At 41.4% G+C, this 21,006-nt stretch carries 17 protein-coding genes and 1 pseudogene; 7 read left to right on the top strand and 11 right to left on the bottom strand.

All coding sequences use genetic code 11. The features are described 5' to 3' along the window. The first annotated feature begins 64 nt into the window (after positions 1-64). Positions 65-1,213, top strand: a complete 1,149-nt coding sequence (locus tag CSV76_RS13630; RefSeq protein WP_099625924.1) for a polysaccharide pyruvyl transferase family protein — start codon at positions 65-67, stop codon at positions 1,211-1,213. 281 nt (positions 1,214-1,494) lie between these two features. Here the strand turns inward: CSV76_RS13630 and CSV76_RS13625 are convergent, their stop codons facing one another. Beyond that, positions 1,495-2,169, bottom strand: coding sequence for a LytTR family DNA-binding domain-containing protein (locus tag CSV76_RS13625; protein WP_233204494.1), 675 nt, complete (start codon positions 2,167-2,169; stop codon positions 1,495-1,497). Positions 2,170-2,372: 203 nt separating this feature from the next. Here CSV76_RS13625 and aceA point away from each other — a divergent pair, with 203 nt between their 5' ends. After that, entirely contained in the window at positions 2,373-3,653 is a 1,281-nt protein-coding gene (aceA, locus tag CSV76_RS13620; RefSeq protein WP_085428342.1) for an isocitrate lyase, read from the top strand. Positions 3,654-3,878: 225 nt separating this feature from the next. After that, positions 3,879-5,048 carry a pyridoxal-phosphate-dependent aminotransferase family protein gene (locus tag CSV76_RS13615; protein ID WP_099625950.1) on the top strand — a complete coding sequence of 390 codons (1,170 nt, stop codon included), beginning with the start codon at positions 3,879-3,881 and terminating at the stop codon, positions 5,046-5,048. Positions 5,049-5,892: 844 nt separating this feature from the next. Here CSV76_RS13615 and CSV76_RS13610 read toward each other — a convergent pair. The 3 genes and pseudogenes from CSV76_RS13610 to CSV76_RS13595 form a co-directional block, all read right to left on the bottom strand. Beyond that, positions 5,893-7,169: pseudogene (locus tag CSV76_RS13610) on the bottom strand (IS110 family RNA-guided transposase). A gap of 327 nt (positions 7,170-7,496) precedes the next feature. Further along, positions 7,497-9,179, bottom strand: a complete 1,683-nt coding sequence (locus CSV76_RS13600) for an N-acetylmuramoyl-L-alanine amidase (RefSeq protein WP_158232639.1) — start codon at positions 9,177-9,179, stop codon at positions 7,497-7,499. A 215-nt stretch (positions 9,180-9,394) separates the two neighbouring features. Continuing rightward, on the bottom strand, positions 9,395-10,306 hold the full coding sequence (locus CSV76_RS13595) for a C40 family peptidase (protein ID WP_085428345.1): 912 nt from the start codon (positions 10,304-10,306) through the stop codon (positions 9,395-9,397). A 291-nt stretch (positions 10,307-10,597) separates the two neighbouring features. On the opposite strand from CSV76_RS13595, the gene CSV76_RS13590 reads away from it, so the two are divergent. Both CSV76_RS13590 and murJ read left to right on the top strand, forming a co-directional pair. Next, positions 10,598-11,695, top strand: coding sequence for a glycosyltransferase (locus CSV76_RS13590; protein ID WP_099625922.1), 1,098 nt, complete (start codon positions 10,598-10,600; stop codon positions 11,693-11,695). After that, positions 11,692-12,966, top strand: coding sequence for a murein biosynthesis integral membrane protein MurJ (gene murJ, locus CSV76_RS13585; protein ID WP_085428347.1), 1,275 nt, complete (start codon positions 11,692-11,694; stop codon positions 12,964-12,966). Before CSV76_RS13590 ends, murJ begins: the two co-directional genes overlap by 4 nt. Before the next feature lie 309 nt (positions 12,967-13,275). On the opposite strand, the gene CSV76_RS13580 is transcribed toward murJ, so the two are convergent. Further along, complete coding sequence (locus CSV76_RS13580) at positions 13,276-14,868, bottom strand: SulP family inorganic anion transporter (RefSeq protein WP_099625921.1); 1,593 nt, start codon at positions 14,866-14,868, stop codon at positions 13,276-13,278. Positions 14,869-15,070: 202 nt separating this feature from the next. On the opposite strand from CSV76_RS13580, the gene CSV76_RS13575 reads away from it, so the two are divergent. After that, on the top strand, positions 15,071-15,808 hold the full coding sequence (locus CSV76_RS13575; RefSeq protein WP_099625920.1) for an SDR family NAD(P)-dependent oxidoreductase: 738 nt from the start codon (positions 15,071-15,073) through the stop codon (positions 15,806-15,808). 66 nt (positions 15,809-15,874) lie between these two features. On the opposite strand, the gene CSV76_RS13570 is transcribed toward CSV76_RS13575, so the two are convergent. From CSV76_RS13570 to CSV76_RS17745, 4 genes are all read right to left on the bottom strand, one after another. Continuing rightward, positions 15,875-16,609, bottom strand: coding sequence for a C40 family peptidase (locus tag CSV76_RS13570; protein WP_158232812.1), 735 nt, complete (start codon positions 16,607-16,609; stop codon positions 15,875-15,877). Between the two features lie 309 nt (positions 16,610-16,918). After that, complete coding sequence (locus CSV76_RS13565; protein ID WP_099625918.1) at positions 16,919-18,571, bottom strand: b(o/a)3-type cytochrome-c oxidase subunit 1; 1,653 nt, start codon at positions 18,569-18,571, stop codon at positions 16,919-16,921. A 3-nt stretch (positions 18,572-18,574) separates the two neighbouring features. Next, complete coding sequence (locus CSV76_RS13560) at positions 18,575-19,075, bottom strand: cytochrome c oxidase subunit II (RefSeq protein ID WP_085428352.1); 501 nt, start codon at positions 19,073-19,075, stop codon at positions 18,575-18,577. A 26-nt stretch (positions 19,076-19,101) separates the two neighbouring features. Further along, positions 19,102-19,242 carry a cytochrome c oxidase subunit 2A gene (locus tag CSV76_RS17745; protein ID WP_232319539.1) on the bottom strand — a complete coding sequence of 47 codons (141 nt, stop codon included), beginning with the start codon at positions 19,240-19,242 and terminating at the stop codon, positions 19,102-19,104. Positions 19,243-19,581: 339 nt separating this feature from the next. Here CSV76_RS17745 and CSV76_RS13550 point away from each other — a divergent pair, with 339 nt between their 5' ends. Further along, the gene (locus CSV76_RS13550) at positions 19,582-20,286 is read left to right on the top strand and encodes a glucosamine-6-phosphate deaminase (RefSeq protein WP_233204492.1); all 705 of its coding nucleotides are present in this window, start codon (positions 19,582-19,584) and stop codon (positions 20,284-20,286) included. Between the two features lie 211 nt (positions 20,287-20,497). Here CSV76_RS13550 and CSV76_RS13545 read toward each other — a convergent pair whose 3' ends face one another. Both CSV76_RS13545 and CSV76_RS17740 read right to left on the bottom strand, forming a co-directional pair. After that, a complete protein-coding gene (locus CSV76_RS13545) occupies positions 20,498-20,797 on the bottom strand; it encodes a hypothetical protein (protein ID WP_099625917.1) in 300 nt (99 codons plus the stop codon). 1 nt (position 20,798) lies between these two features. Continuing rightward, on the bottom strand, positions 20,799-21,006 hold a 208-nt coding region (locus tag CSV76_RS17740), incomplete at its 5' end, for a hypothetical protein (RefSeq protein ID WP_233204491.1).

The raw sequence follows: 21,006 nt of genomic DNA, 5'->3' as shown, positions 1-21,006 counted from the left end.
AAATACAATAAAAAAGTCTACTCTGCTATACTTGAAACAAATGACCTGTAGAGGATGGTTGAAATTGAAAATAGGAATAGTAGGAAACTATGGAAACGACAACAATGGCGATGAAGCCATTTTATTAAGCATTATATCTCAAGTCACATCTACTTTTAACGTACAGAGTGATGTGATTACCGTATTCAGCAATAATCCTGAGCAAACAGCAAAGCGCTATCAAGTGATGAGCGCACCTTTGTATTATAGAAAAGGAAGCTCAGTGAAAACGTTTGGCGCAACGTATCTTAAAAATAAAAAGATCGTGAAAACATTTGACTTACTCATTATCGGTGGTGGCGGTATTCTGATGGATCTGTATAAAACAGAAGCCCCGTTATACGGTTCTTATGCGATGATGGCAAAAAACTCTGGCGTTCCTTATGTTGTGTACGGCTGTGGAGCAGGACCACTCAATAGCGAATTAGGTAAATGGTTTATTCGTTATATGAGCAAACACGCAAACAGTATTTCAGTAAGGGATCCTGAATCAGCAGAACTACTGAAATCGATTGGTGTGAAAAAGTTTGTTGAAGTAATAGGAGATCCAGCATTTTCCCTAAAACAACAACGCAAAGTAATATCAGACAAGCCATTGAAAATTGGCGTAACCGCTGTCCCATATTACCACGCGGGCTACTGGCCGGAGAGTAAAGAGGAAATTTACCAACAGTATATAGAAGGAATGGCGAGAAATTTAGACGAATTAGCAGCGCAGCAACCCGTCGAAATCACATTCTTTGCTACCAAATTCCCTCAGGATGCCGATGTAACAAAAGATATTCAGGCTCTAATGAAAAAAGCGGAACAAACAACCATTATCGATCACAATCTTTTACCGAAAGATTTATTAGAAATTACTGCTGAACAAGACATATTAATTGGTACAAGACTACACTCACTGATTTTGGCGACATGTACATCAACACCTATCATCGCTGTCTGCTACCACCACAAAGTAACAGACTTCATGAAACTAGCAGACCTAACGGAAGTATCCATTCCAATTGGCGAAATGCATAAAGCAAACAACCACTTCTCCAAAGCCTTCGAATCTCTGGCTACAGACTGGAAAGAAACATGCGCCAAAACAGAAAAACTTTCTACTTCTTTATATGAAGAAGCAATGAAAGGCACAAAACAATTTACTGCAGCTATAAAAAAGACCAAATAAAAAAGCATATGAATGAATCATATGCCCTGACTGAAGACCAATCCCACAATAATAGGATTGGTCTTTAGTTTCTTTTTGAAGAATTTTCTATCCATAGAAGAATACACTAGTTGATCGTAAGTGCAAGGCGGCGACTCCCGGAGGATTAGCGTGCGCCTTGAGACCCCGCAGGAAGCGAAGCGTACGAGGAGGCTCAAGCCACGCCCTCGGGAAAGCGTCCGCCTGGAACGTCGATCAACGGTGCCATCCCACTCACTCTTTATTATTTAAACTAACTAAAATTAAAACCCTAAAAGCGCACGAACCTCATTCAAATATGTCTGACTAACCGGCAACTCCGTCCCATCTATCAGCTTAATCACAAGATTTGAAGAAAAGTCCCGCGAAATCTTCTCTATACAATTCATATTAATAATATATGATCGATGAATCCTCAAAAAACACCTAGGCAAACGAAGATGCAAATCCTTCAACGTAAAACTGATATTATAACTTTCACCTGCAGTGTAAAACCACGTCTTCTTATGCAAACTCTCTATATAACTAACTTGATCTAAAGGAATAGGGAACCACTCATCATCTTTCTTGCCTGTTAAGAACTGTAACTGATCTTTCTTTAGTACATGGAAGTTAGGCGGTAGAATAATGATTAATGCTCCTTTATCGCCTTGTACATCAATAGGATAACCAATACCGAAGTACGATGTACCATAAAGAGTGTTGTCCATAACGACTTCAACTTTGCGTTGTTCTTTGATGGTGATTTCAGCAATACTGCCTGTTTGGATGTGCTGACCTTCTTTTAAATGAATATCATGCATGCCCGGAACGTAGTAGATATAGTGATCAGAAACCGCGATCGCTATAGAGGCGTCTTTTGGCACCCAGTCCTCTAATAAAGCAGCGTATTGATTAAGAATATTTTTTGGGATAGCGGTATTTGACATGTTTTTCATATAAACCCCTTTTTATATAGTTAATTTCCAATGTATGCCCTTTCATCCATTCTACCATTCTTTCATCCATGAAAAAAGCCTTTTTGTCGAAATGAACTGACAATTCCGACGCACTGTTATATAGTAATGACTAACGAAGGAAGCTGTTATGAAACAGACTATAACAGTTACCAGTCGAAAAACCTGGAAGGTGTGAAGTTATAATGTCAACTAGACAAGAACAAATTGCACAATTAGAGAAAAGCTGGGCCGAGGATAGCCGTTGGAAAGGAATCAAACGTAACTACTCTGCTGAGGATGTAGTTAAACTAAGAGGTTCACTTCTAATTCAAAATACACTAGCTGAAAAGGGTGCTGCTCGCCTTTGGGAATCTCTTCATGAAGAAGATTTCATTAATGCACTAGGTGCACTAACGGGTAACCAAGCAGTTCAACAAGTTAAAGCTGGTCTACAAGCAATCTACCTAAGCGGATGGCAAGTTGCTGCTGATGCAAACCTTGCAGGACAAATGTATCCTGACCAAAGTTTATATCCAGCAAACTCTGTACCTGCAGTTGTTAAGCGCATCAACCAAGCACTTCAACGTGCTGACCAGATCGACCATGCAGAAGGCCGTGAAGACGGATTTAACTGGTTCGCTCCAATCGTTGCTGACATGGAAGCTGGTTTCGGTGGTCCATTGAACGTGTTCGAACTAATGAAGGGCATGATCGAAGCTGGAGCTGCTGGTGTTCACTTGGAAGACCAATTAGCATCAGAAAAGAAATGTGGACACTTGGGTGGTAAAGTACTTCTACCAACTCAAAACGCAGTTCGTAACCTAACAGCTGCACGTCTAGCTGCTGACGTACTTGGTGTTGATACAGTAATCATCGCTCGTACTGACGCTGACGCTGCTGACATGGTAACTAGCGACATCGATCCAATCGACGCTCCATTCATCACTGGAGAGCGCACGAACGAAGGATTCTTCAAAACTACTCCAGGTATCAAACAAGCAATCGCACGCGGACTTGCTTATGCTGAATACGCTGACCTAGTTTGGTGTGAAACTTCTCACCCATCACTTGAAGAAGCTCAAGAATTCGCTGATGCAATTCACGCGAAATTCCCTGAAAAAATGCTTGCGTATAACTGTTCACCATCATTCAACTGGAAAGCGAATCTTGATCAAGAAACAATCGCGAAGTACCAGGTTGAACTTGGTAAGATGGGTTACAAGTTCCAGTTCGTAACACTTGCTGGTTTCCACTCACTAAACCACAGCATGTTCGAATTGGCTCACGGTTACAAAACTCGCGGAATGGCTGCTTACTCAGAGCTTCAGCAAGCTGAGTTTGAAAACGAAGTAAAAGGATATACTGCTACTCGTCACCAACGTGAAGTTGGAACAGGTTACTTTGACGAAGTTACACAGGTTATCTCTGAAGGACAATCTTCAACAACTGCTATGTCTGGTTCAACTGAAACAGCACAGTTCTAATTGTACGAATGGTTTACCGAATGTGACTTTTGGGAGAAAGTCTCATTCGTTGAAGCAAAGGGGTATTAATATGATAACGGGGTCACAACATCTTCCAGTAGATGAAGTGAAAAGTGGGAGGGAATTGGGTGTATATCCAATTCCCTCTTTTTCTTTTATTTGAAAAATTTTGATAGTTTGTATAGTATTAAGGCGACGAACTTCATTTAGAGGAGGAATAATATGATGAGAAATAAAGAAATGTTGTTAATTCCTGGACCGACTCCAGTAGTAGATTCTATTTATGATGCGATGGCAAATGAAACGTGGTCACATACTGATCCGCGTTTCGTGAAAATCTATAAACATACTATTGATCAGACAAGAGAAATATTCAACACAGATGGAGAAGTATTTGTAGTTGCCGGTTCCGGAACGATCGGAATGGAAATGGCAATTGTCAATACGGTGGCGGAAGGTGAAAAAATTCTCGTCGTCAGCCAAGGATACTTTGGAGATCGTTTCATCAAACTGGGACAAGCGTTTGGAATTCAAGTTGATGTATTGCAATCTGAATGGGGGCAGCAAGTATCTCCTGAAGAGATCGATAAAAAGTTATCTGAAGGCAAATATAAAGCTGTTACTGTGACACATGCGGACACTTCGACAGGTGTGAAAATTGATTTGGAAGCTGTTGTACCTGTCATCAAGAAGCACGACGCTCTTGTTATTGTAGACGGTGTTTGTGCAACGACTGCGATGGACGAAGATATGAGTAAAGAATATGGCGGAGCAGGTAACACGATTGATATCGTACTGACTGGATCGCAGAAAGCTATTGGTGTGCCACCGGGCATTGCATTGGTCGCATTCAATCAAAAAGCTTTGGATGCACGCGCCGCTATGGAACGTGTACAAGCATACTACTGCGATATTTATAATTGGCTACCTGTCATGCATGATCCATCGAAATACTTCGCAACGCCTGCAGTCAATTTAATCTATGGGTTAGAAGAAGGATTGCGTATCGTATTGGAAGAGGGAATTGATGCACGCATTGCACGACATAAAGCGTTCGGTCGCGCTGTACGACAAAGTCTAGCAGTCTACGGAATGAAGGCCATCGCTTCAGAAGAAGTAGCAGCACCGACGTTGAGCTGCATTTTGTATCCTGAAGGTATCGATGACGCAAAGTTCCGTGCGGCAATGGCGGAGAAGGGGACGGTTCTATCCGGCTCACTCGCTCATTTAGCAGGGAAGGCATTCCGTATCGGACATATGGGGAATACTACGGCGGATATGTTGGAGAAAGCTGTTATGCAAATTGGAGAGACGTTGAGCGAAATGGGACGTGAAGTGGATATTTCTAAAGCGCAAGATGTTTTCGCTAAAGAGATTAGTCAGTTGGCTATATAATAAAAGGATCCGTCATGGGAAGCTAACTTCTCGTGGCGGATTTTTCTTTGTTTTGATTAAATAAGTAAAACACAGAGTGATGTCGAGGGCAAAGGGGTAGGGGGGGATTGGCGCTACGAAGGGGACGCTTTCCTGAGGGCGGGCGGTGAACCACACCCCTAGTGCAAAGATGTGCTCCTAACGCTACGCTTTTACTCGCAAAAGCCGTCCTTCGCTACGGCTCTCGCTTCGCTCGCAGGGTGTTTCACCTGTCCCGCTGATCCTCCAGGAGTCGCCCCTCCTACGCGCCAATCCCTTGCAATGCGAGTGGTTGATACTTTTTGTTGTGCATTGAAATAAGTGTTGTAATAGGTTTTGATCTTCAGTACTTGAATGTAAATAAGTTAAGACAAAAAAATAATTCACATACTACTTACAGTGAAGGATATAAGTACCTCCACTATAAAAGTAGGATGGAAGCGGAAGTTGGCGGCGACTCCCTCTTGAAAAGGTGATGATGACAAGGCTTGTCGCATTATTCTATTGACCCAAAAAGAATTTATATGACTAGTAAAGAGAATCGTCTACCTGAAAGTACATACTTTTGTAGATACTGTAAGTAAAGGATAACGCTGCGCTACCAGTTACAGAAACTGTTAATTTAATATGGCATGCACTATGGATCTCCAAGTACCTTATGATGACGAACCCTCCCACATCTCTTAGCGTCATGCGCTGACATTCCTTCGTTCGGTCTATCATAAGTTGGAGGCCGGCGAGATGCTCCCGATGAGGCTCGAGGCCTAATGTACGCCGCTGGTGCCAGCTTCTCCGTGTCATGAATAGAAGTTTCAGAATGCCAACCTCATGCTACTAATTGTAAACAGTGAAGGTCCGCAAGCATTTGCTCACCATCAAATTTCCGCTTTTTTGTACACATGGCATGAAGAACCTTTAGTAATTTGCTACATAACACGACCATCGACTCCTTCTTACGAAGGGGATTTTGAGGTCGTTGCGTATAATACTGATGAAGCTTCATAAAGGCAGGGTTGTTTCTAAGGATTGGATGCATTGCTCTGAATAAAATAGCCCGTAATCGTCTTCGTCCTCGTTTTGATATCTTCTTCATTCCCTTATGTTTACCAGAGGAATTCTCATGTAACGTAAGTCCCGCTAATTTAATTAATTGGCGTGGACTTTCAAAGTCAGTAAAACTTCCAATCTCCGCTAAGAGACCGGAAATAGTTCTACGGGAAATTCCCGGAAATGAAGCGAGATATTCATAATCAGCCGTTTGGACAATTAAGGATTGTATTTCCTCTTCAATCATCGCAAGTTCTTCCTCGAGTAGACGGTATTGGCGAATGAGACATTGTATCTCTCGTTTAGCTCCCCAAGGAGCCACGGTGATGCCAATGGATGTCTGAGCTACCTCAATGACTTTAGCTGCTATTTTGGGTCGCCTTTGCTTCATCTGACTCGCTTTCGCGCATTGATCCGCTAAATCAGCTGTTGTCATATTGACCAGCTCTGCAGGCAACGGGGTTGTCTCCAACACACCTAGAACCATGGCTCCAAAATCTGAGAATACCTCGAATAGCTCAGGGAAGTATTTATCTACCCATCGATGAATTCTGTTTTTCAGAATGGTGCGGTCGTCTATTAAAGTTTGCTCAAGCGTGAAACAGGAACGAATATTTGCTGCTTGATCCCGAAGAAGCTTCGGATATGAGAAACGACCATCTTTCATTAGCCGTGCGATCGTCAGAGCGTCTTTCTTATCGTTTTTGGTTTGCAGATTATCATCTAATTCCTTAACTTTCTTCACATGCATCGGATTGATAACGACCAGTGGTATACCGTAGTCCTCTAGGAAATATGCTAAATTCAACCAGTAATGTCCTGTAGGCTCCACGCCCACTATCACATGCGATTTATCGAATTCTTTCATACCCTCTAGTATTTCTTGATAGAACTGTTCAAACCCTTTACGCGTCTGTTTAACGAGAAATGCTTTTTTCAAAACACGTCCACGTTCATCGACAAAGGTTGCGTAATGATTATGTTTAGCAATGTCGATACCTATCACTAATGTTTGTCTGTGACTTGATTAATTTTAGTATTTTCTTTAGAATTCATGTGAGTCCTCCTTGGTTATAATTAGGGGTCAAGCCGTCGACGCCTTGACACCCCGAATCATACCAAGGGGACTTTTCTATTTCAATAGGGTTCCACTAACCAAACAGGAATGCTCCCGATGGATCAGCCTGATCAGGTGAGACAACCAAAAGAGAGCGTAGCGAACTGGTTGGCTCACCGCAGGCCCATGGGAAAGCGTCCGCCAACTGGAGCTTCCATCCCATCGTACACACTAACTCCCACACTATTCCTAAGTACTTGCTTTTGAACTTAAACAAGTCCAGTTCAAACAAAAAACCTCCCAAGTCATATGCTTGGGAGGGGGGATTATTGTTTGCTGTAATACTGGTGTAAACCTGTGTAGATGGCATCAGCATAAATATTCAAATACTGCTCGCTAGTCAACTTCGCGTAGTCCTGAGAGTTTGTAATAAAGCCTAATTCTACAAGCACAGCAGCTACGTTATTATTCTTGATTACATAAAAACCTCTATTCTTCACGCCACGATCAGACATATTGGCTTTTTGCACAATATTACGCTGAATGAATGAAGCTAAATCACGGCTTTCTGTTGCGTTTACGTTGGAAGAAGAATCATAGAAAACTTCTGTTCCTTTTGCTGCAAAACCTGCTGCGTTCACGTGAATGGAAACGAATGTTTCAGCAAAATTCTTCTTAGCGAAATCTGTGCGTGCTTGAAGTGAATGATAAGTATCATTAGAACGTGTCATGATCACTTTAGCGCCCGCATTCTTTAACTTCGCTTCCACTTTTTTTGCTACATTCAATGTGATATTTTTTTCAGATTGACCATTCTTACCTGCACCTGGATCATGTCCGCCGTGCCCTGCATCAACCACGATGATTCGGTCTTTCAGTGGATTACCTGTTTGATTCAATAACTTCAAATACGTCTTGTGAACATAACCTGTTGTACTGCCTGTGCGAATTTTTGCCCAGTAACCAGACGTAGACAAGACTTCTACTTTTTGACCGGCTTGTAGCTTACCAACAGTTGGTGCACTGGAATTACCTGCAGAACGCATATTTAAATTATTTACCGTCACTTTACCCATTGTTTTCGCAACAGGAGTCGGTGTTGGCGTCGGTTTTGGTGTTGTGACAGGTGGTGTTGGAGTCGGTTTATTCGGTGTTGCATCATTTAGATTCGTAGTCGTGAAATATTCATGAATATATCCTTCTACTCCGTTTATATTTACTTTCAGCCATATACCTGTACTGCCAGTTACTTCTACTAATGTACCGTTAGGCAACACGTGGATAATAGCAGAAGACTCGGAAGGTGCGCTGCGCACGTTCAGTGGATCTGTATCGTCACCAGTTGCTACGCGTACATACTTTACGCTAGATTGCTGGTCAGGAGTTTTAACAGTTAATGCAAATTGCTTGTCCATTGCACGTGCAACGAATAATGCGAATTGCTTACGTGTTAACTTATTATTAGGCAAGAACTTCTTATTGTCGCCTTGTGTAATACCTGCATAATACAAACCGTTGATACGGTCAGCGTATTTGTGGTTTTTCACATCATCCATGCCCAAAGGTTTTTGGCTCGTAACTTTTTCGGATAAATTGAACGCTACAGACATAGCATAGGCCATCTCATCACGTTTAATTTCTTCGTTCGGTTTAAAGTTATTTGCGTCAGTATTAGGGAAAAATCCTTTTTGAAGCGCAATATTAGCAAACTTGTATTGTTCACTAGATGGCTTCAAACCATTGATCTCCATATTTTTCAACTGTGTATCTTGTGTTCCTGTTGCGATGACAAGCATCTTGGCAACATGTGAACGACGTAAATTGTCTTGAGGATTAAATTTCGGAGTTTGATTAATAATGCCTTTTTCCGCTATGTAATGGACTTCTTTGAAATATTCACTGTTCGCTGGGACGTCGGAAAACTTGAAGCTTGCTAATGACTGGAGAGGTGAGAGAGCTAAGATGGTTAGCAGCAACAGACCAACTGTTGCCCATTTAAATTGTTTCATGAGATCCTCCTCGAGTATATTATTTGTTACTAGACTCATAGGTTCATTTTACCAGTAAAGAAAAATGATTACTAGATGTTTTTGTCATGGTTCGTAAAATAGTAATAACTCTTAGATGATTCTTCATTACTACTCATGGATAGTTAATACGTAGGGGGCATATATGTGAATTCAGAGAAAACCGAATGCTCTAGTTAGAACATTCGGTAGGGGAGTTAATTATTGATACGGTCGATGAATTTATGTAGTTGTCCAACTGATACTTTATCTGTCAAACCAAACGTTCCATCGCCATAGCCAGTTGTAATTTCATTGTAGAATAAGATGTTAATGTACTCAGTTGCCCAGTGACCGTTCGGAACATCAGAGAAGTTCGCGATAGCAGAGTGTCTAAGTTCAAATGCTTCGACTAAAACTTTTGCTAGTTGAGCACGAGTCAATTCTTTATTCGGATTAAATTTCCCTGCGTCGCCTGTGAAAATCTTCGCCTCAGCTACTGCAGCAATTGCTTTATAATGTTTATTGGATTCATCAACGTCATCGAATGTAACGTTAGCTGTTGTCATGTCGAGATCTAATTTCTCAGCCAATACTTGTGCTACTTCTGCACGTGATGCATAAACGATTTCTTTAACAGGTGCATCAGCAGCAACTTGTGATTCTTCTTTACTTACGTTATCACTAAAGTCTGCTACACGACGAGCACCGATGTAACGGCTTTTCCAGTAGTATGGATCGTCTAGTGATGATACCATTACGCCTTTACTGACTGAAGCGTGGATAAAGTTATTAGAACCTGAGTAGATTCCTACGTGTGATACACCGCGACCTGATGTATTGAAGAATACCAAATCTCCAACTTCTAGATTACTTTTGGAAACGGAAGTTCCAATAGCTATTTGTTGACCAGTCGTTCTTGGAATAGAAAGACCTTCTTTATTGAAAACGTATTGTGTGAATCCTGAACAATCAAAAGCGGTTGGGGTTGTCCCACCTAATCGATAAGGTGTTCCCATATATTTTTTCGAGGTATTAATTAATGACGTTGGTGAGTTTGCGGAAGCAAATTCTGGCACGAATGAAAAGAATAATAGACTTGCCATAACCAGAGTTAATAGACGTTTCATGCTGATCTCAAATTCCCCTTTCGCACAATCACTGTTGCGCTTTGTAATCTAGGAATATATTAGCACTTATAAACGTCTTAATTATTACAGTTACATTACAAGAGAATTACACGTCGACATATGAATGAAATGTTAGTACAAACGCCTAGTAAGGTAACTTGTTGATCAGAATAAATAAAATAGTCAGTTTATGGACGTTGCGACAATATACTCGTGTGGTATGTGGTATAATCATCAACGTATAAAAAACTAACTTGTATATGACAGTAAGTAATAAAGGATGAGTTATGAGTGACTAAAGTAGCAGTATTCAGCAATATGTATCCTTCCGCAGAGCATCCTACCTATGGAATCTTTGTTAAAAACCAAGTGGAACAATTAAAAAGTAATGGAGTAGATGTTAAAGTCATCGCCATTCATGATCCGGGTAAAGGAAAGATCGGGAAAGTAATCAACTATCTATCATGGGGAATGCGATCCCTTCTATATGTAATGCAACATAAACGCACGATTAATATCACGCATGCACATTACGCGTTTCCGACTGGAATGGTTTCATTAATCGCAAAGAAATTATGTAAAATACCTTATGTTGTCACAGTTCACGGTGGAGATCTAGATAAAATGGCTAAGAAGAGTACGAGAATCGCGAGTTTTACTAAACGTATTTTACAAGAATCCTCAGCCGTTATTACAGTAGGGGAGAAGTTGCGAAGTGACGTTATCAATGACTATGGCATTTCACCGGATAAAGTGGAAGTCATGAGCATGGGTGTCGATACGAGTATTTTTAAACCGATGGGTCAGGAAGAAGTTCGTCTTCTATTAGATGTACCATTGAATGAACGTGTAATACTGTTTGTTGGGAACGTCATCGAAGCGAAGGGTGTCGTGGAATTAATAGATGCATTTGAGAAATTACAAGAAACAAAGAATGATCTCCTTCTATATATAGTAGGTTCACAAAAGGATCAGCGCTTCGCGACGGAAGTGAAGAATAAAGTTATTAATAATGCGGATATCCGTTTTAAAGAACCAGTGAGTCAAACCGAGCTGGCGAAATGGATGTCAGCTGCAGATATACTTGTTCTACCGTCCTATCATGAAGGTTTTGGATTGGTAGCACTCGAAGCTCTTGCGTCAGGAGCCAAAGTCGTCGCAACAAATGTTGGCGGTCTTCCTTATTTATTGAAAGATGATGTGGGAACTCTCGTTGAACCGCATAATGCACAAGCTTTAGCTGCTGGACTCGAAGAAGCACTTGCGAATGAAGTGACAAGAGAGCAGCATGAAGTTACGCAACAAGTGATTCAGCAACATTCTTCAAAAGTAATCGTCAAAAGGTTGAACGATATCTATGAACAGAATGGAAAGGGACCTTCCAAATGAGTAAATTATTCAAGATCATCGGTGGGGTTGCCATTATCAATATTGTGGCAAGACTATTCGGTTTCGGTCGAGAAGTCGTCATCGGCAGACAGTATGGTACGTCTACAGTGGCGGACGCCATTGCGACAGCCTATACTATTCCGAACTTTATTTATCTAGTACTAGGTGGAGCATTGACGACTGCATTTATATCAGTCTATCATTCCTCCAAGATGGACAAGCCGTTATTTGTCCGCAAGGCGTTTACGACGGTTGTGTTAAGCGCTACGCTCGTCACGGTAGTTATTATCGCATTGACGAATCCAATTTTGCACCTATTCTTCAAGGAGTTAAGTGAAGAAGATTATACATTGGTACGAAATCTTTTCCTCTGGATGATGCCATCTTCCATCGTACTGGTCATGTCTACTTGGATGAGCGGATTATTGAACATCAATGATCGCTTTCAGTTGTCGAGTTTAGCGATCTTATTGTATAACGCGACGTTCGTCAGTATAGGTTTTGCCTTGACGAAATGGCTTGGGCCTGAATCATACGGTGTGGGAGCGATGGTGAGTGCCGTTTTGATGGGTTTATTCCTTTACTGGGGAATCAAACGTGCAGACCTGTCTTCACTGAAGCCTTCATTCGGCATGCCAACGGATATTAAGAGAATGTGGTGGCTGGCATTACCGATTTTATTTGGTGGCGCGTCACTGCAGTTCTATTTCGTCATTCATCGGATCGCGGCAGGTGGTCTGGGCGAAGGTGCGATTTCGTCCATTAACTATGCATCCAAATTAACAGGCTTCCCACAAGCAATCCTCATGACGGCTGTTACGACAGTTATCTATCCTATGCTCGCAAAGAAAGAAGGCGAAGGGGATACGGGTATGATTAAGAAGCTCTACAAAAAAGGTATGCTGTACATGGTCGTGCTGCTAGTACCTACTACCGTGTTCTGCTACATCTTTGCTGAGCCGTTGATCAAGTTGGTATTTGGTTTCGATGAAAAATCCATCATGCTAACGGTGCCGGTGTTTAAAGTATTTGCTTTGTCGATGTTCTTCTTGGCGGCCAATACGTACATCACTCGTTTCTACTATGCAAAGGGCAACTCAATTATGCCGATTATTTTTAGTTTGATTAGTGTGTTTGGTATTAATATCGGGATCATCTATGCATTCGTCGATCAGATCGGCGCACAGGCCATTGCCTATGGTACGGTAATTAGTGCCGCAGTCAACTTCCTGTTGCTTGCAAGCTATGCTCGATTTAAATGGAAATTGTAATGACAGAAAAAAGCTTCCGCTCAGTAAGTTGAGTGGAAGCTTTTTGTGGTTTATTGGATTGTGTTTCCGTGAAGTTTCCGTAAGAATCGGCATAGGAGTGTGGTTCTTGCACGTACTCTTACTGTTTCGTGTTTGATCACAGGATTGTTGTTTAGCTGGCAATGATCTTCTTCTTATTAGAACCACAAATTAGATAAATATTACTCAGTAGCACAGGCAATCCCCCACGTGCCTGTGCGGGTCCAGAAAGCAGATACGCACTATTTTCGATGCCAAAACTGACTCGAGCGACGAACCCAATGAAATGATTTACAGCATAAAGAAGTTATCTTCACCGATCTTTTCATACAAGCCACTTCGTTTGAACAGGCTGACTTTCTCTGGAGGCACTCTTTTGAAGATTAGGCGCTTTTTCTGTCGTTTCGCTTCGTCGAGCATGGCAGAAAGGGCTGCTTCGCCTGTTGCGTCAATGGCTGTTAGATTTTTCATGTCTAAAATGATCGTCTTCTGCTTAAGATTCAATAGTTCAGGATATCGATCCTCGAAATGTTTCGCTGTACCGAAGAACAGGGGACCCGAGATTTTGAATTTGATCAGCTCGGATTCATTTTCTGTAGACAACTTGAACTTTTCGACGTCGGTCAGTTTACTCTTTTTAATATCCAACGAACCACTCATCTTGCGTAAGAACGACAAGGCGGCGAGTAAGATTCCGACTTCGACTGCGATTGTTAGATTCACGAATATCGTCAACAAGAAAGTTGTCAGTAACACAATTGAATCTCCTGAGCGTAACGAAGCGATCTGGACGAATGCTTTACGTGAACTCATATTCCATGCGACAAACATCAAAATCGGTGCCATGGCGGCTAGCGGTATATAAGATGCGTAAGGTGCAAATAGTAATAAGAACGCTAATACAAATAAACTTTGTACGACGCCTGATATCGGACTGACTGCTCCTGAACCGATATTTGTGGCGGTACGAGCGATAGCACCTGTAGCTGGGATTCCACCGAATAACGGCGTAATAATATTCGCGATCCCTTGGCCGAATAATTCTTTCTTGGAATCATGCTTAGGAACTTTGCTTTTCATTCCATCTGCAACGACTGCGGAGAGCAAGGACTCAATCGCACCGAGTGCAGCAATGATTAAAGCGGGTTGCCATAGATTGACCAGTTTAGTAAATGTAATCTCGGGAAAATGAAAACTAGGCAAATGTTGCGGAATGCCGCCGTATGCTGTACCGATTGTTTCCACCTTACCTGGGAAGAACCATATCGAGCAGATCGTAGGAACTAGCAACGCAATGAGTAACAATGGAACCTTAGGAGCAATCTTCGGTAAAATGAAGATGACGACCAAACCAATTACGGCAGTCAAGATGCTAAATGTGTTGATGGTATGAAAATTATGAGCGATTTCCATCATGCTTTCATGGAAGAACTCTTTTTTCTCAACACCTGTTAATCCAAAGAAGTTTTGGAATTGGCCAGTGAATATAATGACTGCTATCCCAGCGGTGAATCCTATCGTCACTGATCGCGGAACGAAATGAATGAGATTACTGACACCGAGAAAGCTCATGATGACGAGGAGAATACCAGCGAGAAATCCAGCAATCAAAAGATCTTCATAACCATATTGCAGTACGATAGCTAGTAATATAGGAATGAATGCACCTGTAGGACCTGCAATTTGGTAACGTGAACCACCTAACAAGGCGACTAGAAGACCTGCGATGATCGTAGTATACAGTCCGTATTCAGGTTTTACACCGGAAGCAATAGCAAAAGCCATCCCAAGCGGAATGGCTACAATTCCAACAGTAATCCCTGCAATTAGATCCTGCCGGAAGCCCGCTGCATTATAATTAAGATAACGTTGATCTTTGAACATAATTGTTCACTTCTTCCATTTGTAGAGTATATATACATCTTCTATTATACCGTATGCATAGGGCCTATACAAGGTGTGCATAAAGTGAAAGCGTTAGAAACAACCAACGTCAGATGAAGATATTGGCAATCCGAATAATTGAACAGAATATAGTTTAATGTTAAACTATATAATAGTAACAACAATAAAGGAGAGATATAGTATGGGCAGATTACAAGACAAAGTAGCATTCATTACAGGTGGAGCATCCGGTATGGGTGAAATGATGGTAAAGCAATTCACGACAGAAGGTGCCAAAGTAATTGCAGCTGACATCAATACAGCAGCGCTCGAAGAAAAGTGGGGCGGTCAGGACAATATTTTCACTATCAAATTGAATGTAACTGAAGATGCAGAGTGGGAAGACGCAATGAAAAAAGCAGTCGATCACTTCGGCAAAATTGATATTCTTGTGAATAATGCTGGTATCTCAACTGAAAAAACTGTGGATCAGATCACGATTGAAGATTGGCGCAGACTTTCAGATATCAACAGCTTCGGTACATTCTTAGGTATGAAGCATGCGTCGAAATATATGACAGAAGCGAAAAAAGGTTCAATCGTTAATATTTCTTCATATACAGCTTTAATCGGTATGGGCTTGAATCCATACTCTGCTTCTAAAGGTGCAGTACGTGCGATCTCTAAAGCGGCGGCAGCGGAATATGGACATGCAGGTATCCGTGTGAACACAGTATTCCCAGGAGTTATCCAAACACCAATGGTTGCGAATCTTGAAGATTCTAAAGCACAGTTGGACATGTTGATTAAAATGACTCCATTGCAACGTTTGGGTCAACCGGAAGATGTGGGGAATGCAGTAATATTCTTGGCATCGGATGAAGCGTCTTATATTACGGGCGCAGAACTAGTAATTGATGGCGGATATTCTGCACGATAATTAAACAACAAAAACGGGTTGTCCTACAAGTCATTATGACTTACAGGACAACCCGTTTTTCATTGATTATTTCACATCTATAAAGCGTTTAAAGCCCATGAAGTGTGAGCTCCAATAAGAAGAATCTAGTGAAGCGATTTCAATTTCTTTCGTACCCGCATGAATGAACTTATTGTCTCCAAGATAAATACCGATATGTGAGATACCTGGTCGATATGTATTTTCAAAGAATAATAAATCGCCAACAACCGGATCTTTGATGAATACTGAACGGTTAAAGAAACCGATTGTATCTTGTCTTGGTACTTTCACGCCTGCTTGGTTGAATGCATAATAGATGAACCCGCTGCAATCGAATCCTGCTGGAGTAACGCCTGCCCATACATAAGGAGTTCCTAGTAACGGTTGCGTAAGATCTACTAATTTTTTGCCGAGTGCCTGGTTAGTAGCTGGTAAGCTAGGCTTAACTACAGGTAAGTTTGGCTTAACCACAGGGGCGCTTGGTTGAATTACAGGTTTGATTGATGATAGGGAACCATGTAATGAATTAGTAGAAGAAACAGCTTTTGATGAATTTACTTTATTTTCTACTATTAGTTTCTGTTTAACTTTGATATCATTAGAAGTGAGAGAATTCAGACGTTTTAGTTCAGTTACCGTAATCTTGTACTGATTGGAAATCTTGTAAAGAGTTTCTCCTGGTTGCACGATATGCGTTTTTGATGCAGCAGCAACGCTACCGACCGATATGCTTGTTGCAAGCATAAGAGAGGCGATCGCGGCTAGGGCAATTTTCTTCATTTCGGCGTATCTCCTTTTAGTATAATAGATTTGGTACTTTGTACTGCTGAGTATCATTTTGTTATTAATCCTATAAACCTATCATACAATACTCTTCTGGATATTAAACGTATCTTTAGACTTATTTTTGCGGTAAATGTTCAATAGATTGATAGATTTATTATATATGTAAGTACTACAAAAAATGGTTTCATTATACATTTATAGTATAATAGAACTGTTACTGTCTAATTGAAGTTCTAAGCAGTTTATAAAAAAAGCCCGTGAAAAATCCGCGACTATCCGGATTTTTCAGGGCTTTTCTGTTGTTTAAGAACGTCCGATTGGCCAGTCAAATGGAATGGATCCAGGAGGAGAGTGCTTAATGATATCGATCATCGGTATCGTATACGCGAATAGAATCAATGCGATCGTAATACCAATCCACAAATACCAGTTTTCCAAAATCTTTGGTGTCTTTTCTGCATCTATTTCTTCTTCAGCAATAGGGTATTCTTCATAACCACGTGGCGCGAAGAATGCTAACTGAATGAAGATGTAGAACATTAACAGGATACCGATGAATAGAATCGTTCCACCGACAGCTTGCCACATTTGATAACTAATCCATGTTGCAACTTGATCTCCACCTGCGTACTCAGAGAACGCTGAACGACGTGGTCCGCCGATTAAGCCTTGAATATGCATAGATCCTGACATGATCGTCATACCGATTACCCAAATGAATGTCTGGATAATTCCTAGTTTATTCAAGCTAGGAGTCAAGCGGCGACCTGTCAAGTGAGGAATCAACCAATAAGCAATACCAAAGAACGTCAGGATAACTGTTGTTGCCACTGTTAAATGGAAGTGACCTGTAATCCAAATCGTGTTGTGTACAAGAGAGTTTACTTGGTGAGAAGCGTTAATGATACCGCCTGCTCCACCTGGGATGAATGCTACCATACCAACGAATGGTGCTAAGAAACGAACATCTTTCCAAGGAAGCTTTTTGAACCAGCCGAATAAGGATTTATGACCTTTTCTTCTGCCTGTGATTTCAAAAGTAGCGAATAAAGAGAATGCAGTCATCAATGAAGGGATGACAACCATGAATGTTAAGACTACTTGAATGAACTTCCAAGTTGGATCAATACCTGGTTCAGTCAATTGGTGGTGGAATCCGACCGGAATCGAAAACATCAACAATAGAATGAAGGCAAGTCTTGCAAGTGAATCACTAAATAGCTTTCCGCCGATGATTTTCGGGATAATTGCGTACCAAGCCATATAAGCAGGCAATAACCAGAAATAAACTAGCGGGTGACCGAAATACCAGAATAATGTACGTGTCAATAATACGTTGACTGTTGCTACATAACCTAGAGACCAAGGTAAAATCAATACAATAACTGAGTACGCTACACCAAGTGTCGCAACGAACCACATAATCATGTTAATAACGACCATGAATGCAAGTAAAGGAGACTTTTCACCTTTATGCGCTTTCTTCCATACATATAATTGACGGAAGTTCGTGAACGCAGCAATCCAGCTTCCTACTATAACTAAAGTCAGACCAATGTAGAAAATAGGGTGTGCACGAAGTGGTGTATAGAATGTATACAACACAGAAGCTTGACCAGTTAAGATCATCCAAGCAGATAATACAGTACCAACCAACATGACCCAGAATGAAATCCAGCCCCACATTAATTGTTTGTCAGAGATCCCGACTGTTTTTCCCATAAGAGAAAACTGGAAACCGACGATGAAGAATGTTGTTAAAACTAACCCTAGAATGACGCCGTGCGTTGTTAAAATTGTGTAATAATCGATATTGAACGGTAATGTGTATTTACCTGAGCGAACTAATGTCTGAAGTAGTCCCATTAATCCACCGACTAAAAGTGATATGAACGTGACGTGCATGAAAGCCATATACAATCTGGACTCTTTTTTCGAGAAATTAAATATCTGCATGGTTTAGTACACCTCCACTGTGCCGAACATCAGATGGTGTCCGATGCCGCAATATTCGTTACAGACGACCGTGAATTCGCCGCCGTTTTTCATAACCGATTCGTAGCGACTGATATGTCCTGGCTCGACCATCATATTAACGTTTGTGCCCGCCACTTGGAATCCGTGGACAACGTCTTTACTTGTTACTTGGAATAGCACAGTGGAACCTTTTGGTACGCGGATCGTCTTAGTAGCTGTTCCGTCTTCTTCTTTACCGAAGTCGTAGTTAAATGCGGAAGCGACGATATTCACAACATATTTACCGTCAGCAACTTCTGTCAAACCAAGATTCTCGGGTTGGAATGATTCGTTAGCTTCGACATTTTGTGGATCGATCGTTTCAATGTGACTTTGTGGATGTGTTCCTTTCCAGAACGCTGCAAAGCCGATAATGAGTAAGAATAATAACAATGATGCGAGACCGAATACAAGCCATACTTTTTCATACTTATGCAAGTGCATAGTGTTTCCTCCTTAAGTGCTAGTTATTATCTGGATATGAATAAACCGTAAGCGCCAAACCACATGACAAGAATAATGATACCTAAGATTAAAACCATGATTAAGGTACCCTTTAAATTTGCCTCTTCTTTTGGTGGATTTGTAGAAGATACTTTTTTCTTGCTCAATACAGCCACCTCCTTGTCTTAAATTAATTCGTACTTTAATAATAATCCTAGAGAAGGAATAAAGAATTAGGGAAATCCCTATGAATAGGAAAATAGATTTAAAGTTCACAATATGTTCAATCACTTAACATGTATTTGACATACACATTTCACTGTTTTTGTGATTCGAATTGTTATGAAGCAACTAACGGAATAGTTCGTCAGTTGCATAGGGATGTAAAGGTGTAACATTGAGCTCAACAGGGAATGCTACGTAAGTAAAAAGGTATTTATTGTTGACCATATGTTAAATTGAAATTACAATATAATAAGGTAAAACCTAGGAAGCCGGTGTGAGAAATGGAAAACATTAAGTGGATTAAAGTTGAAAGTCCTGAAGAAGGCGCGAAGAAAGTATTTACATTGATTTCTGAAGAACTTCAAAATAATAGATTGCATGTGCTTGGATTAGCTACAGGCAGCACCATGATCCCGGTCTATAATGAATGGACAAATTCAACGCTAGACTTTTCAAACGTAACAGCGTTTAACTTAGATGAATACGTTGGCATCGCAGCTGACAACCCAAATAGCTATGCATACTTTATGAACGAGCATTTATTCAGCAAAAAGCCGTTCAAGGAGACGCATATTCCAAACGGTATGGCAGAAGATTTGGATGAAGAGTGTAAAGAGTATGAAAATCAATTAAACGCCCACCCGTTAGACATTCAACTTCTCGGAGTAGGGGAGAATGGTCATATCGCATTCAACGAACCAGGAACTCCGTTCGATTCTGTGACGCATGTTGCGACATTGACGGATTCAACGCTTGGTGTAAACAGTCAGTATTTCGAAAATGACGACAAAATCCCGAATATCGCATTAACGATGGGTATTTCATCTATTACGAATTCGAAGAAGCTGATCATGATCGCGTTTGGTGAGAAAAAACGTGCGGCTATGGAGAAGTTGAAAGCAGGCGAAGTAACAGCGGAGTGGCCGATTACGAAGTTGTTGCGCCATGACGATGTGGTAGTGATCACGGATTTACAGATTGATTGAGTAGTAAAGTTTCCTATTAAGGCTATCTCGAAGTTGCAAGACGACTTCTGAGATGGCCTTTTTTGTTTGGGCAGGGTTAGTAGGAAGTGGCGGTAGGTAGTGGTTTGACTGGCAATGTGAGTGGGGCGGGGATTGGCGCCACTTCGGCGGTGGTGGATGGCTTCCGCAATGAGCCAGACAGGAAGTGCGCCTGGCTGTCTCATTACTACGCCTACCACTGGTAGCCGCCTGCGTTGGATAAGGTGTAGGGCAGTTCTGGTACTGGTTTTGCAAGAATAGGAACTAGTACTACCCAGTCACTGGTTTTAACTACTATAAACCACAATCTAAATTGGTAAGTACTCAGTAGCGTAGGCACAACTGCGGGGTAGGCCGTGGCCATGAGACAACTGGCAAAAGCTCCACCGCCAGCTGGCTCATGGCTGTAGGCAATCCCCCACGTGCCTGCGCGAGTCCAAAGCATGACCTTCACTACTTTCAATGAACAAGCCAATGTCGAGCCACGATCCATTCTATCTCCTAATGACTTTACTAAGACCGAAAAATTGCCCCACCCAGTCACTGGTTTTATCTCCTATAAACCACAAACAAACTTGGTAAGTACTTAGTAGCGCAGGCACAACTGCGGGGTAGGCCGTGGCCATGAGACAACTGGCAGCTCCACCGCCAGCTGGCTCATGGCTGTAGGCAATCCCCCACGTGCCTGCGCGGGTCCAAAGC

It is taken from the genome of Sporosarcina sp. P17b (genome assembly GCF_002743115.1).
In the GTDB taxonomy this organism is placed as follows: domain Bacteria; phylum Bacillota; class Bacilli; order Bacillales_A; family Planococcaceae; genus Sporosarcina; species Sporosarcina ureae_C.
Note: the sequence above shows the minus strand (reverse complement) of the source record. Positions and strands in the feature narration are given on the sequence as shown.